Source organism: Azospirillum brasilense (genome assembly GCF_001315015.1).
Lineage (GTDB): Bacteria > Pseudomonadota > Alphaproteobacteria > Azospirillales > Azospirillaceae > Azospirillum > Azospirillum brasilense.
The window spans coordinates 18445-32909 of sequence record NZ_CP012914.1 but is presented as its reverse complement, the minus strand read 5'-3'; the positions used below and the strand labels follow the sequence as shown (position 1 = coordinate 32909).

The window sequence follows — 14465 nt, the reverse complement described above, 5'->3', positions numbered from 1 at the left end:
GGTCCCACCACTTTTGATGCTTTCTCTTTGACCCAGCGGGGCGGGCTTGTCCAGGACAAGAGGAATTCCGTCCGTCAAGGCCCCCATCCCTCCAGGCCCTGGCGCGTTCAGCCCCGGGATGAGCCCATCCGGACGGCGCCCCGCTCCGCCGGCCTGGCGCGGCTCCGCTCCCGCCACAGGGCCGGGATGGCGAGGCTGGCGACGCTGGCGAGCAGCAGGACCGCCTTGGTGAGCTGGTTGAAGGGGCCGCCGAACAGGTCGATCAGCAGGATCGCGTAGGCGACCAGGACGTGGAACAGATAGACCTGCAGCGAGTGCCGCCCCAGCAGCCGGAGGAAGGGCAGATTGAACAGCGCGGTGAGCAGCCGGGCGGTGCCGGCGGCGACCGGGTGGGACGACCGCGGCCCGGCGATGAGCAGCCAGGACACGGCATAGGCCAGCGCCGCGAAGTTCGCGAGGTAGACGAGGCTGAACTCGGTGCGGTCGACGTAGCGCAGGAAACGCTCGCCGACGATCGGGCTGACCAGCTCATGGACGAAGGACAGGTGCCAGACCGCGCAGACCACCACGGTGACCAGCGCCGGAACCAGCCAGGGCGGCCGCTCGACCGGGAACCAGCGGTCGGTGTCGAAGCGGCCCCGCTGCACGGCGCTGCCGATCAGCAGACCCGCAACGTAGAGCACCTGCCAGGCGAGCGGGTTGAACGGCCCGCGCACCGCCAGACCGTCGCTGAGCCGCCCCAGCCCGGCGTCGAGCGCGCTCAGCACCGGCACATGCAGGCCCATCTGCACGGCGGCCCACAGCGCGGCGCTGCCCAGCGCGACCTTGCGGGCGTGGCCGTCGAGGATCAGGCGGAGCAGCAGCGGCGTCGCCGCGAGATAGAGGATGTACTGGATCAGCAGATCCGTGAAGGTCGGCGAATGCAGGAGGAGCGCGCTCGCCAGCAGGGTGCCGGGTTCCAGTCCGGCCAGATGCCCGAGGAAGCCGCCCAGCGGCTCCCGCGCGCCGGGGACCAGCACCACCATGGCGGTGACCAGCGCGATCACCAGCATGGTCGAGACATACAGCTCGCGGGCGCGGGCGAACAGGCGCCGCCGCGCCGCCTCGGGCGAACGCTGGGTCCAGACGCGGGTGTAGTACATCCCGGCGACGATGCCCGACAGCAGCACGAAGCCCTGGGCGTCCTGCACATAGCCGAGTTCGGCGTGGTTGACCTTGGCGAGCAGCACGCCGCCGGCCAGCACCACGTGGTTCACCATCATGAAGACGAGGAAATAACCCCGCAACCCGTCGAGCGTCGCGGAACGGCTCATCGGGCGGCACCCCGCGACGGCCGGGTGGCGGGGGGCTCGGCCGTTCTCATCGCTGTGTGCCGCATCTGTGGCGTCTCCGTTGCTGCCGTTGCTGGTGGTGTTGACGCTCCTCGGGTCGCCCCATATTCGTCGTTAACGGATCGTTAATCCTTGGCCGCAGCCGTCCGGGGAGCCTTTTCGAACAAAGGCTTCCCCGGACCGGTTCCGGAGTCAGGCGTTCGGGCTTCAGGCGTTCGGGCTTCAGGCGTTCGGGCTTCAGGCGTTCGGGCTTCAGGTGTTCGGGCTTCAGGCGTTCAGGCCGCCGTCCACCGTCAGGGTGGCCCCGGAGATCTGGCGGGCCGCCGGGCTGGCCAGGAAGGCGACGGCCGCCGCCACATCCTCCGGCTTGCCATAGCGGCCGAGCGGCGTCTGCGAACGCAGGATTTCGGCATGATCGCCGTTCGCCGGATTCATGTCGGTGTCGGTCGCCCCCGGCTGGACCAGATTCACCGTGATGTCGCGCGGGCCGAGTTCGCGGGCGAGGCCGTGCGTCAGGGCGATCTGCGCCGACTTGGTCATCGAATAGACGGTGACACCCGGGGCGGTGATGCGGTCGGCGAGGCACGACCCGATGAAGACGATGCGCCCCCCGTCCTTGAGATGCGGGATGGCCGCCTGCGCCACCAGCACCGCCGCGCGCACGTTGACGTTCAGAAGCGCGTCGATGTCGGCGAGGCTCATCTCGGCGACCATGCCTTGGCGGGCAATGCCGGCGTTGTTGACCAGGATGTCGAGGCCGCCGAGCGCCTCCACCGTCCGGCCGACCAGGGCCGCCATGGCCGCCGGATCGGCACTGTCGGCCTGGATGGCGACCGCGCGCCGGCCCTTCGCCTCGATCGCCCGGACCACCTCGGCGGCGCGCTCGGCCGACCGCTCGTAGGAGATCGCCACATCCGCGCCCTTGTCGGCGAGCGCCAGAGCGATGGCGGCGCCGATGCCCCGCGAACCGCCCGTCACCAGCGCGCGCTTGCCAACCAACTCACCAATCGGCTCAACCATGATCCGGCCTTTCTGTGTCGTTTGATACAAAAATAGCTAGAGGCGCCCGGCGCCGCGGTCAACATATTTTGTATTGATCGACACAAAAATAGAACGCCGTTGTCCGAGGCCATTGCCCCCACGCGGCGGCGGGATTAAATAGTGATCGATGCAGAAATCACGTCCGACCCCGCCCACCGACGACAGGACCACGGCACCGCCGCCCGCCCGCGGGCGCGGACGGCCGCGCGCCTTCGACCGCGAGGCCGCCCTGACCCAGGCGACCCGCCTGTTCTGGTCCAAGGGCTACGAGGCGACCTCCATCGCCGACCTGACGGAGGCCATGGGGATCGGCTCGCCCAGCCTCTACGCCGCCTTCGGATCGAAGGAGGCGCTCTACGTCGAGGCGGTGAACCATTACCGCAAGAGTTACGAGGGGCTGGTCTGGGGGCGCTTCTTCACCGCCGGCACCGCCCGCGAGGCGGTCATGGGCCTGCTGATGGACTCGGCCGCGGCGCTCACCGGCTGCCGCGGCGACATCCCGCGCGGCTGCATGGTGACGCTCTCCGCGGTCGGCAGCGAGGGGCACGCCGAACTGGGCGAGGTGGTGCGGTCGGCGCGCGCCTCGGCGGTCGATATCCTGACGGAGCGTATGGCGCGGGCCGTGGCCGAGGGCGAGATCCCGGCCTCGGTCGATCTCCACGCGCTCGCCCGGTTCGTGCAGACGGTGCAGGCCGGCATGTCGATCCTCGCCCGCGACGGCGCGGAGCGCGCCGAGCTGGAGGCCGTGGCCGAGGTCGCCATGCTGGGCTGGGACGCCCGCGTCAGCGGCCGCCCGGCCCCCTGAGCCGCTTCGCCGGTTCCGGGGTGAACCGGCGAAGCCAGCCGGCCTGGGGTCAGCTGGGTTCGATCACATCGCGCCAATAGCGGTGCAGGAGCGCGACGTCGCCGCTGGTCAGGATCGGCATGGCGCCCTGCAACTGGTCGTTGGACCAATCCCACCACCTCATCTCGAGCAGCAACGCGATGAGATCGTCGTCGAAGCGCTTGCGGATCACCCGGGCAGGGTTGCCGCCCACGATCGCATAGGGTTCGACGTCGCGCGTCACCAGCGCCCTTGTGCCGATCACAGCGCCGTCGCCGATGGTGACGCCGGGCATGACGATGGCTTCCGACCCGATCCACACGTCGTTGCCGATCAGCGTGTCGCCCGCCGGCCGATAGCCGTTCCGTGCGCCGGCGAAGGCCGGCACCTCGGACATCCAGAAGAAGGGAAAGCTGCTGATCCAGTCGTTCCGGTGGCCCTGGTTGCCCGCCATGATGAAGGCCGCGCCGGACCCGATCGAGCAGAAGCTGCCGATCACCAGCCGGTCGACGCCCTCGTCCGGGAGAAGAAACCGGGCGCAGTCGTCGAAGCTGTGGCCATGGTAATAGCCGGAATAATAGCTGTACCGGCCGACGACGATGTTCGGGTTGGTGACCTGCTTGTCCAGCGTGATGCCCTTGAACGGGCTTTCGAAGACGTTTTCCATCAATCCACTCACGGCTTGTGAGCCGCCATCCGGCGGCTTACGGCCTGCGCGCGGGCGCAGGCGCACACCGCGGGCTCCCCTATCGGGGGGCGCGCGTTCAGGCTCTGCGCGTCGGACGCGTCAGAGCGCGATGCCGGTGGTACTTGGGGTCGCCTTCATGACGGGACTCCATACCGTGGAAAAGGCGGCTCGCCAAGGGCGAAGGCGGAGCAGCCCAACCGCTGGCCAACCACTGGGCGCGGCAGGTCGGAATCACGCTTGACGGAAATCATCCGATAGCGGATTAATTGCTCCTCTGCACCAAGGAGAGGAGTCATGCAAACCTTGTGGAACGCCCTGCTGCGGCAGTGGCTGGACACCGCCGGCGACGATGCCGGGGTGGAGACGCTGAGCGCCCATCTGCGGCGCGACATCGGGCTGGACGGAACCGAAGCGGGCTATGTCCCGGCCCAACATATCCGGGAGCGGAACCTTTCGGATGCCCGGTCATTTTTGACGTTGCAAGCGTATCGCTGACAGGCGATACCCGATCCTGCGGTTTCCCTTCGGGGCCGCGCCTTCCTTCAACCCCTGCCTTTCTTCAACCCACGGAGACCACGATGAAAGCCATCGTACCCACCACCCCGAATCGCCGACAGGGCGATTGGTCCGCCCATACCGCCCGGCGAGCTAACGGCTCCCTTCTTCAACCCAGCGCATTGGAACGCGAATTCCGGATATCGAGAGGAAGCCATGTGTGTCTTTTTGGGGTTTTGCGGTCGTTCGGTCTTCGTTGAGCACGCCCACTGGGCCTCTCCGGATCGTTTTTTCGACGCCCGGCGGGATAACGGGGAATTCGTGATATGGCTTGGACGCCTGAACATCATCTACACACCGGCCCGATGGGGTCCTCGCTCGGGGAGGGTCGCTGATGCCGGCCCATATTCGCCCTGACGTGGTTCGCCCTGACGAGGTGACCACCGTCGTCCATGTGCTCGAGGCGTTTCGCAAGCTCGATCCCGACCTGCCGATCCAGTACGCGCTGTCCTTCATGACGATCGCGCAGAACGAAGGGATGTCCATCGGCGAGCTTGCGGAACGCCTGGGCATCGCCCAATCCTCCGCGTCGCGCAACGTCGCCGCGCTCAGCCGCTGGCACAGCTTCGGGAAGGCCGGACTCGACCTCGTCCAGGCCCAGGAAGACCCGCGTGAACGCCGCCGCAAGATCGTCACGCTCACCGACTCCGGCCGCGCCTTCCTCGAGGAGCTGCGCGCCATCGTGAAGCCGACCGTCCACACCCCGTCCGAACCGCGCCGCGCCCGTTCGGCCTGACCTCACCTGTCCGTCCGTTGTGTTTGGTCCGCAGCGCTTGACCGGGGTGGCCCATCCTGCCACACCAGCCCCGGACCCACCGACGGACCCGCGCGCCATGACCTCCTCCGCCTGCCCCTGCTGTTCGGGCCTTCCCTTCGAGACCTGCTGCGGCCCGATCCTGGCCGGCGCGCCCGCCGCGACGGCCGAGGCGCTGATGCGGTCGCGCTACACCGCCTTCGTGCGCCACGACCTCGACCATGTGGAGCGCACCCACGCGCCGGAGATCCGCGAGGACTTCAACCGCGCCGAGGCGGAGCGGGTGGCCGAGGAGTGCGACTGGCAGCGGCTCGACGTGCTGCGCGCGACGGAGGAGGGCGACGAGGGCACCGTCGAATTCCTGATCCACTTCCGCCGCGACGGCCAGGACATGCGCCACCACGAGCGCGCGTCCTTCCGCCGCATCGACGGCCAGTGGCTCTACAGCGCCGGCGAGGTGAACCCGAAGGGCGAACCGCGCCGGGTCGTCAAGGTCGGCCGCAACGAGCCCTGCCCCTGCGGGTCGGGGAAGAAGTTCAAGGCCTGCTGCGGACGCTGAGGGCGGACGGGGACTCGAAGAATGGAACCGCGCTTCGCCTGCACCGCCTGCGGAAAATGCTGCCACGGGCTGCTGCCGCTGACGCTCACGGACGCGGTGGCCCACGCCGTCCGCTTCCCGCTGGCGCTGGTCTGGACGGTGGTGCGGTCGAACGCCAAATCCTACGACCTCGCCACCCGGCTGGGCACCAGCGTGCGCCTGCCCAACCGCAAAACGGTGGCGGTGCTGATCCAGCCCAGCGCCTACCTGCCGAACCACTTTCCCTGCCCGGCGCTCCAGCCGGACAACCTTTGCGGCATCCACTCCGACAAGCCGTCGCGCTGCCGGACCATGCCCTTCTACCCCTACCGCGAGGAAAAGGATCAGGCTGATCTGCTGGTCCCGCGCAAGGGCTGGGAGTGCGACGTCTCGGCGGAGGCGCCGGTCGTCTACCGCAACCACGCCATCCTCGACCGCACGAATTTCGACCGCGAGCGCGCCGAGCTTCTGGAGCAGGCGCCGGTCATGCGCACCTACGCCGACTATGTGCTGAAATACATGCCGTGGATCGTCAACGATCTGGCGAAGATGGCGGCGGCCCCGGCGGGGGGAAAGCTGGTGACCAGCCTGTCGTCCTTCCTGACGGCGACGCGGCGCACCGACGCGCGGGAGCTGGCGGCGGCCCAGGCGCCGCTGATGCAGGCGATGGCCGAGCGCACCCGGACTGATCCGGCGCTGGCCGATCTCCACAAGAACTACGCGGGCTGGGCGAAGGAGATGGAGCGGTTGGCGCAGCGTCCCTGATCGCGGCGCCGCCGGGTCAGGCGACGATCCCCAGCCCCTGGCGCAGCAGCCCGACCAGCGCGCGCAACGCCCGTTCCTGCTGATCCAACGTCAGGCCGGAGCGGCCGGGCTGGTCGGCGACCTGCTCCGGCAGCGGCGGCAGGTGGATGAAGCCCATGGGAATGTCGAGGTCCGCCGTCTCGATCAGGTGGCGGGCGCGGTAGAACAGGTGATTGCAGACGAAGCCGCCGGCATGGTCGCTGAAGGTCACCGGCAGGCCGGCGATGGCCAGCTCGCGGACCAGCGTGGGGACGGGCAGGGTGGAGCCGTAGGCGGTCGGCCCGTCCGGCTCGATGGCGTCGTCGGTGCGCACCACCCCGGCGTTGTCGGCCTGCTCGCTCTCGTCGCGGTTCCAGGCCAGCCGCTCGATCTTGATGTATTCGGACCCGGCGGCCAGCCCGAAGCACAGGGCGGCGGCGGGCCGGTGTTCCTCCAGCAGCGCGGCGAAGGCCGCGCCGCAGACGTCGTATTCGACCGGAAGGACCGCGGTGACGACCCCCGGCTCGCCGGCCAGCCGCTCCATGAGGAGCGCCGTCGGGTTGACGGCGTGATCCCCGAAGGGCTGGAACCCGGTGAGCAGGATGGGAGCCGTCACGGCGGACGCCTTTCGGTCGGGGTGGTCAGGGACGCAGAAGGCCGATGATGTCCTTTACGCCGTTCAGGTTCGTCTCGGCGATGGCCGCCGCGCGTTCGCCGCCGCGGCGCAGCAGGCGGTCGATCTCCGCCTTGTCGTCCAGCAGCTCCTTCATGCGGGTGGTCATCGGGGCCAGCTTGGCGACCGACAGGTCGACCAGCGCCGCCTTGAAGCCGGAGAACTGGGCGCCCGCGAACTGCTGCACCGTCTGCTCGCGCGTCTGGCCGGACAGGGCGGCGTAGATGGTCACGAGGTTGTCGGCCTCCGGACGCTTCTCCAGGTCGGCCAGATTGTCCGGCAGCGGCTCCGGATCGGTCTTGGCCTTGCGGACCTTCGTCGCGATGGTGTCGGCGTCGTCGGTCATGTTGATGCGCGAATATTCGGACTCGTCCGACTTGCTCATCTTCTTGGTGCCGTCGCGCAAGGACATCACGCGCGTCGCCTCGCCGAGGATCTGCGGCTCGGGCAGCGGGAAGAACTCGGTGTCGTAGCGGCGGTTGAAGGCGCCGGCGATGTCGCGGGCCAGCTCCAGATGCTGCTTCTGGTCCTCGCCCACCGGGACGTGGGTGGCCTTGTAGAGCAGGATGTCGGCGGCCATCAGCACCGGGTAGGAGTAGAGGCCGAGGTTCGCCATGTCCTTCTGCTTGCCGGCCTTCTCCTTGAACTGCGTCATGCGGTTCAGCCAGCCGAGCGGCGTGTGGCAGGAGAGGATCCAGGCCAGCTCCGAATGGGCCGGGACGAAGGACTGGTTGAAGAGGATGTTCTTCTCCGGGTCGATGCCGGCGGCGATGTAGGCCGCGGTGACCTCGCGGATGTTGTTGCGCAGGACCTCCGCGTCCTGGTCGATGGTCAGCGCGTGCAGGTCGACGACGCAGAAGATGCACTCGTAGCTGTTCTGCAGCTCGACCCAGTTGCGCAGCGCCCCCAGATAGTTGCCGAGGTGAAGCTGCCGGGTCGGCTGCATGCCGGAGAAGATGCGGTTCACGGGAGGACTCTCGCTCGAAACTTCTGGAAGGCGGCTGTTATCGCGCCGGAACCGGGCGGGGTCAAGACACGGGCGGCTCCAATTCCGGAGTGTCCTTGCGCAGGAAGCCCTTCAGGTCGGCCAGATCGGTGGCGCCGGTCAGCTGCGCCAGCGCCCCGAACACCGCCACGCCGGCGCCGACCAGCAGGGCCAGCGCGCCGAAGCGGACCAGGGTGGACGCCGCCTCCAGCCACGGCGCCAGGGCCGACGCCCCGACCAGCAGCGCCGCCCCCATGCCCAGCGCCGCCGCGGCGATGCGCGGCGCGCGGCCGAGGAAACGTCCGTCGAGCTGCAGGAACCCCCGGCGGCGCAGCGCGTGGGCCAGCAAAGCGAGGTTCAACCAGGCGGTCAGCCCGGTCGCCAGCGCGATCCCGACATGCCCCAGCACCGGCATCAGCGCGACGCCCAGCGCCAGATTGGCCACCGTCACCACCACGGCGACGCGCACCGGGGTCGCCGTGTCCTGGCGGGCGAAGAAGGCGGCGTTCAGCGCCTTGACGATCACATGGGCGGGGATGCCGATGGCGTAGGCGGCCAGCGCCCAGGCCGTCGCCTGCGCCTCCGCCGGGCCGAAGGCACCGCGCTCGAACAGCACCGACACGATGGGCGCCCCGGCCACCCCCAGCGCCACCGCCGCCGGCAGGCCGAGCAGCAGGCTGAACTCCAAGGCGCGGCTGAGATAGTGGCGGACCATCCGTTCGTCCCCCGCCGCGGCGTGGCGGGCGAGCACGGGCAGCAGCGCGGTGCCGATGGCGATGCCGATGACGCCCAGCGGCATCTGGTTCAGCCGGTCGGCGTAATAGAGGAAGGACACCGCGCCCGACGGCAGCAGCGAGGCCAGAACGACGTTCAGGAACAGGTTGATCTGCATGACCCCGGCGCCGATGGCCCCCGGCCCGACCAGCCGGAACAGGCGGCGCATCCCCTCGGTCATCCGCGGCAGGGTCAGGCGCAGCGTCACCCCCGCCGCCCGGCAGGCCCAGCCCATCCAGACCAGTTGCACCACGCCCGACAGCGTCACCGCCGCCGCCATCGCCCGCCCCGGCTCCAGCCCCAGCCGCGGCGCGGTCAGCAATGCTGCGATCAGCGTCAGGTTGAAGGCGATGGGGGCGGCGGCGAAGGGGCCGAAGCGGTCCAGCGCGTTCAGCACCCCGCCCAGCAGCGCCACCAGGGAAATCAGCGTCAGATAGGGGAAGGTCAGCCGCGCCATGTCGACGGCCAGCGCGAACTTTGCCGGCTCGTCCACGAAGCCCGGCGCCAGGAGATGCATCAGCGCGGGCATCCCCAGGATGGCCAGGGCGGTGAAGGGCAGCAGCACCGTCAGCAGGATCGCCAGCGCCTGCTCGGCGAAGGCCACCGCGGCGGCGCGGCCGTTGCGCTGAAGCTCCGCCGCGAACAGCGGCACGAAGGCGACGCTGAAGGCCCCCTCCGCGAACAGGCGGCGGAAGAAGTTCGGCAGCTTCAGCGCCACGAAGAAGGCGTCGGCCACCGGCCCGGCGCCGAGCACCGCCGCGGTCAGAATGTCGCGGGCGAAGCCGGCCAGCCGGCTCAGCAGCGTCAGGCTGCCGATGGTGGCGATGGCGCGGGCGAAACTCATCCGCCGACCGTCCCGTTTGGCGCCGATCCGCGCGACAGCGGTGCCAAACAACCCGCAAAAGTTTGATTATTCTCTACTTTTTGTATCATTGGTCGCCGGTTTGTCCATTGAAGGGGGAAGTCGGCTGGCGCATAATGCTCTTCAGGCAGTGTTTGAGGTCGGCAGTGCGACGATGGATCGCTTTTCCGCGGGGGATGGAGGCTCGTCTCGTTCTTCCCGCCGTTGCGGTCGCCGTCGCCATCGCGGCGCTGTGGTGGACGCTGCTGACCCGCATCGACCGCGAGGAACGCTTCCTCGACCAGACGACCCGCCAGCACACGGCGGCGATGGCGCAGCTGGTCGAGGAACAGGCCATCGCCACCTTCCGCCGGCTGGACGATCTTCTGATCGACGTCGCCTCCCATGTCGAAAAGGACATTCCGCTCCTGATTCCGACCCGGCGGTCGTTCGAGGAAGGCTTGGCCGCCTCCATCCGGATTTACGACGCGAACAGCTGGCTGTCCATGGGCTTGGGGCGGACCACCACCCGCAACCCGGTGCTAGAGTGGGAGGAGTTCGCCCGGCACAAGTCCGGCGCCCACCGTAAGGGGAACCAGAAGGGTTTCGTCATCGGCCTGCCCTTCGTCAGCCCGGGCACGTCGGACGTGTTCATTCCGGTGTCGCGCCGGCTGGAGGGCGCGGACGGGACGTTCCGCGGCGTCGCCGTGATCGACGTTCCGGCGGAGATCTTCTCCCGCTTCTACGGCCGGTTGGACCTGCCGCACGACAGCTCGGTCGCCATCGCCCGCGCGGACGGCCCGCTGCTGGCCCGCCAAGCCCTTCAGGATCAGGTGTTCGGGCGCAGCTTCCGCGGCTCCGGCCTGTGGCCGGAGGCCGGCAGCGGAACGGTTCAGCACCATCGCGTCGTCAGCCCGGTGGACGGGGTGGAGCGCATCTACGCCTTCCGTGCCTCCGCCGACTACCCGCTGATGACGGTGGTTGGGGAGTCGGTGGAGACGGTGTTCGGCGCGTGGCGGCAGAACCGGCTCTTTTCCATCATCTGGGCCGCCGCCACCACCACGGTGATCCTGCTGTTCACCACCGCCTTCCTGGTGGAGCTTCAGCGCCGCCGCCACGGCGACCGGGCGCTGCGCATCCGCAACCGGGCCATGGAATGGAGCGGCGACGGCATCCTGATCGCCGACGCCACCCGGCCCGGCGTGCCGGTGGTCTACACCAACCCCGCCTTCGCCCGGCTGATGGGGATCGCTCCGGGCGCCGCCGACGGGCGCGCCGCGCGCAAGGTGCTGGGCGGCCTGATGGAGGACGAGACGGGGCTGTGCCCGCTGTGCGACGGCGCCGAGGACGCCGGGGACATGAGCGCGAAGTTTCTGCGCCCGGGCACGGGTATGGAAGGCGATGCGCCGGAGGTCTGGCTGGAGCTGCGCGCTTCGCCGGTGCGCGGCCCCGGCGGGAAGCTGGTCAGCGTGATCGCCACCGTCCGCGACATCACCGAGCACAAGACCGCCCAGGCCGCGCTGGCCGAGGCGCGACGGGAGGCCGACCGCGCCAACATCGGCAAGTCGAAGTTCCTGGCGGCGGCCAGCCACGACCTGCGCCAGCCCGTGCAGTCGCTGATGCTGCTGATGGAGGCGCTGTCCGCCCGCGCCACCGATCCCGCCATGCGCAAGATCCTGACCACCATGGACCGCGCGCTGGGCGCCCTGAAGATGCTGCTCGACGGGCTGTTGGACGTGTCGCGTCTGGAGGCCGGGGCGGTGGAGCCGAAGAGGACGGTCTTCCCGGTGACCGAGCTGCTGGACCGCATCGCCGCCAACAGCCGCCCGGTGGCGGTGCGCAAGGGGCTGCTGCTGCACATCATGCCCTGCGGCGCCCATGTGGACAGCGACCCGATGCTGCTGGGCCGCATCCTGCAGAACTTCGTGGAGAATGCGCTGCGCTACACAAACCGCGGGCGCATCCTGGTCGGTTGCCGGCGGCGCGGCGCGGTGCTGCGGATCGAGGTGTGGGACACCGGCATCGGCATCCCGACCGACCGGCAGGAGGACATCTTCCAGGAGTTCGTGCAGGTCGGGAACGCCAGCCGGGACCGCGACCAGGGGCTGGGCCTCGGCCTCGCCGTGGTGCGCCGGCTGGCCGGCATGCTGGACCATCCGGTCAGCCTGCGCTCCGAACCGGGGCGGGGGTCGGTGTTCCGGGTGGAGGTGCCGCTCGCCGATCCCCCCGCCCCGGCCAAGACGCTGCCGGAGGGCTTTCCCGTGACCGCCCGCATGAGGGCCGGCGCCCGCGTGCTGGTGGTCGAGGACGACCCCATCGTGCGCGAGGGACTGTGCGCGATGATCCGGCAATGGGGGCACGAGGCGTTTCCCGCCGCCAGCTTCGGCGAGGCGGTGGAGGCGCTGCGCCGCCACCCCGATCCGGACGTGATCGTCGCCGATTACCGGCTGGGCGAGGCGCACACCGGCACCGAAACCATCCGCGAGGTGCGGCGGCGGTCGAAGCGCCCGATCCCCGGCATCCTGGTGACCGGCGACACCGCCCCTGAGCGTCTGGCCGAGGCCGAGGCCGGCAAGTTCAGCATCCTGCACAAGCCCGTCCTGGCCGACGATCTGCGCCGGGCCATCGCCCTGGCCCTGGCCCCGGCCGCGCTGGCCCCACCGGCGCCGTCCGCGCCGTCCGGTCCCGCGCAGCGCGCACTGGTCGACTGAACCGGCCCTTCGCCATCCTGAAAACCGTGTCATGCGCCGGGCGTGCGGCTGCCTGTGCCTGTTTGCCCATTGCGTCGAACCCGTCCCTTTGCTTGTTTGCCTGTTTCGGAGGCAGCGTCTGCGGTCTCCGACCCGAAAGCGTTCGATAAAAAGAACCTGTTCCCGGAGAGAGGAATCCACCCATGATCCGTGCGAAGCTGGCTGTGACCGCCGCCGCCGTCGCCCTGGGGGCCGGCCTGTGGGCCGGGGCCGCCCAGGCCGACATCACCATCGCGCTGGCTGGTCCGATGACCGGCGCCGCCGCCGCCTACGGCGAGCAGACCCGCGCCGGGGTCGAGGCCGCCGTGGCCGACATCAACGCCAAGGGCGGGCTGCTCGGCCAGAAGCTGGTCCTGACCATCGCCGACGACGCCTGCGACGCCAAGCAGGCGGTGGCCGCCGCCAACAAGCTGGTGAGCCAGAACGTCGCCGCGGTGATCGGCCATGTCTGCTCCGGCGCCTCCATCGCCGCCTCGAACGTCTATGGCGAGGAGGGGATCGTGATGATCTCCCCCACCGCGACCAGCCCGCAGCTCACCGACCGCGGCCTGAAGAACGTCTTCCGCGTCTGCGGCCGCGACGACCAGCAGGGCGAGGTGGCGGCCAAGCTGATCGCCGACCGCTACAAGGGCAAGAAGGTCGCCATCGTCCACGACAAGCAGGCCTACGGCCAGGGCCTCGCCGACGACGTGAAGCGCCGCCTGAACGCCGCCGGCATCACCGAGGCCGCCTTCACCAGCATCACCGCCGGCGAGAAGGATTATTCCGCGCTCATCACCCGCCTGAAGTCGGATGGCGTCGACGTGCTCTATTACGGCGGCTACGACCAGGAGCTGGGCCTGATCGCCCGTCAGGCGGCCGACCAGCAGTTCCGCCCGCAGATCATCGGGGCCGACGGCATCCAGCCGCAGTCCTACTGGAACATTGCCGGCGACACGGCGGAAGGCACGCTGTTCACTTTCTCGCCCGACCCGCAGCGCAACCCCGCCGCCAAGCCGGTGGTGGAGGCCCTGCAGGCCAAGAACATCCGCACCGACGGCTTCACCCTGTTCGCCTATGCCGCGGTGCAGACCTACGCCGAGGCCGTGCAGAAGGCCAACAGCGCCAAGTCCGACGCCGTGGCGAAGGCGCTGCGCGCCGGCCCGTCCTTCGACACGGTGGTCGGCTCGCTGTCCTTCGACGACAAGGGCGATCTGAAGCAGCCGGGCTACGTGTTCTGGGCCTGGAAGAACGGCGAGAAGGTCCAGGTGGACTGAAGTCATCCGGCCGATTCGGAAAGGGCCGATTCGGAAAGGAAGGAAGGCGGGGCCGCCGTGCCCCGCCTTTTTTCTGTCCAGCTGATTCCCGGCCCGCCCGATTCTCCGGAAGGTCGGCGATTGCCAAGGACCGGCACGAACCTTTTTCCCCGCCGCCGTGTTTGCGCAGAGGTAACCACACACCGCCACCAGACACCGCCACCAGACACCGCCATTGAGCAGGGAGGCCGCGATGCATCGCCACGCCGGACGCCGTTCGCGCAATCGCAGGACCGCCAGGATGTTCCTGTGCACCGGCCTTCTCAGCCTCGGCGCCTGCGCCGGTCTCGCTCCGCCGCGCACCGCGGAGCCCGCCCCCGGAGCGGTGGAGGCGCTGAACGGCATGGTGCAGAGAACCTGCAATCGTCAGGTCGCGTCCGTCCTGGCGGGTGAAGGCATTCCGGTGGAGCAGTTCCGGGCCGCGGTCTACAGCGAACTGCGCACCGGACCGGGCGGGCGGGTGTCGCAATACGAGATCTGGCTGTACGCGAAGGACAAACCCGGCGTGCTCATCGTCAATACGGACGAGACGTGCCGTCCGATGCAGATCTACACGCGGGAAGGCGGCAGTCTGCAGGGCTTCAAGGCGGGCTAG

At 69.4% G+C, this 14465-nt stretch carries 14 protein-coding genes; 8 read left to right on the top strand and 6 right to left on the bottom strand.

The window, feature by feature from the left end:
* Positions 1-107: 107 nt before the first annotated feature.
* The gene (locus tag AMK58_RS00150) at positions 108-1313 is read right to left on the bottom strand and encodes an OpgC family protein (protein ID WP_051140038.1); all 1206 of its coding nucleotides are present in this window, start codon (positions 1311-1313) and stop codon (positions 108-110) included.
* 285 nt (positions 1314-1598) lie between these two features.
* Complete coding sequence (locus AMK58_RS00145; protein WP_196813089.1) at positions 1599-2351, bottom strand: SDR family oxidoreductase; 753 nt, start codon at positions 2349-2351, stop codon at positions 1599-1601.
* A 148-nt stretch (positions 2352-2499) separates the two neighbouring features.
* Here AMK58_RS00145 and AMK58_RS00140 point away from each other — a divergent pair, with 148 nt between their 5' ends.
* Positions 2500-3177 (top strand): TetR/AcrR family transcriptional regulator, encoded by a 678-nt coding sequence (locus AMK58_RS00140; RefSeq protein WP_059398455.1) that lies wholly within the window; start codon positions 2500-2502, stop codon positions 3175-3177.
* 49 nt (positions 3178-3226) lie between these two features.
* Here the strand turns inward: AMK58_RS00140 and catB are convergent, their stop codons facing one another.
* The gene (gene catB, locus AMK58_RS00135) at positions 3227-3862 is read right to left on the bottom strand and encodes a type B chloramphenicol O-acetyltransferase (RefSeq protein WP_035670519.1); all 636 of its coding nucleotides are present in this window, start codon (positions 3860-3862) and stop codon (positions 3227-3229) included.
* A 315-nt stretch (positions 3863-4177) separates the two neighbouring features.
* Between catB and AMK58_RS00130 the strand changes: the two genes are divergently transcribed.
* The 4 genes from AMK58_RS00130 to AMK58_RS00115 all read left to right on the top strand — a co-directional run bounded on the left by AMK58_RS00130 (position 4178) and on the right by AMK58_RS00115 (position 6534).
* On the top strand, positions 4178-4378 hold the full coding sequence (locus tag AMK58_RS00130) for a hypothetical protein (RefSeq protein ID WP_035670522.1): 201 nt from the start codon (positions 4178-4180) through the stop codon (positions 4376-4378).
* 394 nt (positions 4379-4772) lie between these two features.
* Positions 4773-5174 carry a MarR family transcriptional regulator gene (locus AMK58_RS00125; RefSeq protein ID WP_035670525.1) on the top strand — a complete coding sequence of 134 codons (402 nt, stop codon included), beginning with the start codon at positions 4773-4775 and terminating at the stop codon, positions 5172-5174.
* 97 nt (positions 5175-5271) lie between these two features.
* On the top strand, positions 5272-5751 hold the full coding sequence (locus AMK58_RS00120; protein WP_035670528.1) for a YchJ family protein: 480 nt from the start codon (positions 5272-5274) through the stop codon (positions 5749-5751).
* A gap of 21 nt (positions 5752-5772) precedes the next feature.
* Entirely contained in the window at positions 5773-6534 is a 762-nt protein-coding gene (locus tag AMK58_RS00115) for a YkgJ family cysteine cluster protein (protein ID WP_035670530.1), read from the top strand.
* 16 nt (positions 6535-6550) lie between these two features.
* On the opposite strand, the gene AMK58_RS00110 is transcribed toward AMK58_RS00115, so the two are convergent.
* The 3 genes from AMK58_RS00110 to murJ form a co-directional block, all read right to left on the bottom strand.
* Positions 6551-7168 carry a pyroglutamyl-peptidase I gene (locus tag AMK58_RS00110; RefSeq protein ID WP_035670532.1) on the bottom strand — a complete coding sequence of 206 codons (618 nt, stop codon included), beginning with the start codon at positions 7166-7168 and terminating at the stop codon, positions 6551-6553.
* Positions 7169-7193: 25 nt separating this feature from the next.
* Positions 7194-8192, bottom strand: a complete 999-nt coding sequence (trpS, locus tag AMK58_RS00105) for a tryptophan--tRNA ligase (protein ID WP_014238993.1) — start codon at positions 8190-8192, stop codon at positions 7194-7196.
* Between the two features lie 61 nt (positions 8193-8253).
* The gene (murJ, locus tag AMK58_RS00100; RefSeq protein WP_059398454.1) at positions 8254-9828 is read right to left on the bottom strand and encodes a murein biosynthesis integral membrane protein MurJ; all 1575 of its coding nucleotides are present in this window, start codon (positions 9826-9828) and stop codon (positions 8254-8256) included.
* Between the two features lie 194 nt (positions 9829-10022).
* Here murJ and AMK58_RS00095 point away from each other — a divergent pair, with 194 nt between their 5' ends.
* The 3 genes from AMK58_RS00095 (at position 10023) to AMK58_RS00085 (ending at position 14465) form a co-directional block, all read left to right on the top strand.
* The gene (locus tag AMK58_RS00095; protein ID WP_059398453.1) at positions 10023-12536 is read left to right on the top strand and encodes an ATP-binding protein; all 2514 of its coding nucleotides are present in this window, start codon (positions 10023-10025) and stop codon (positions 12534-12536) included.
* A gap of 182 nt (positions 12537-12718) precedes the next feature.
* On the top strand, positions 12719-13831 hold the full coding sequence (locus AMK58_RS00090) for an ABC transporter substrate-binding protein (RefSeq protein WP_035670548.1): 1113 nt from the start codon (positions 12719-12721) through the stop codon (positions 13829-13831).
* 280 nt (positions 13832-14111) lie between these two features.
* Positions 14112-14465 (top strand): hypothetical protein, encoded by a 354-nt coding sequence (locus AMK58_RS00085; RefSeq protein ID WP_035670552.1) that lies wholly within the window; start codon positions 14112-14114, stop codon positions 14463-14465.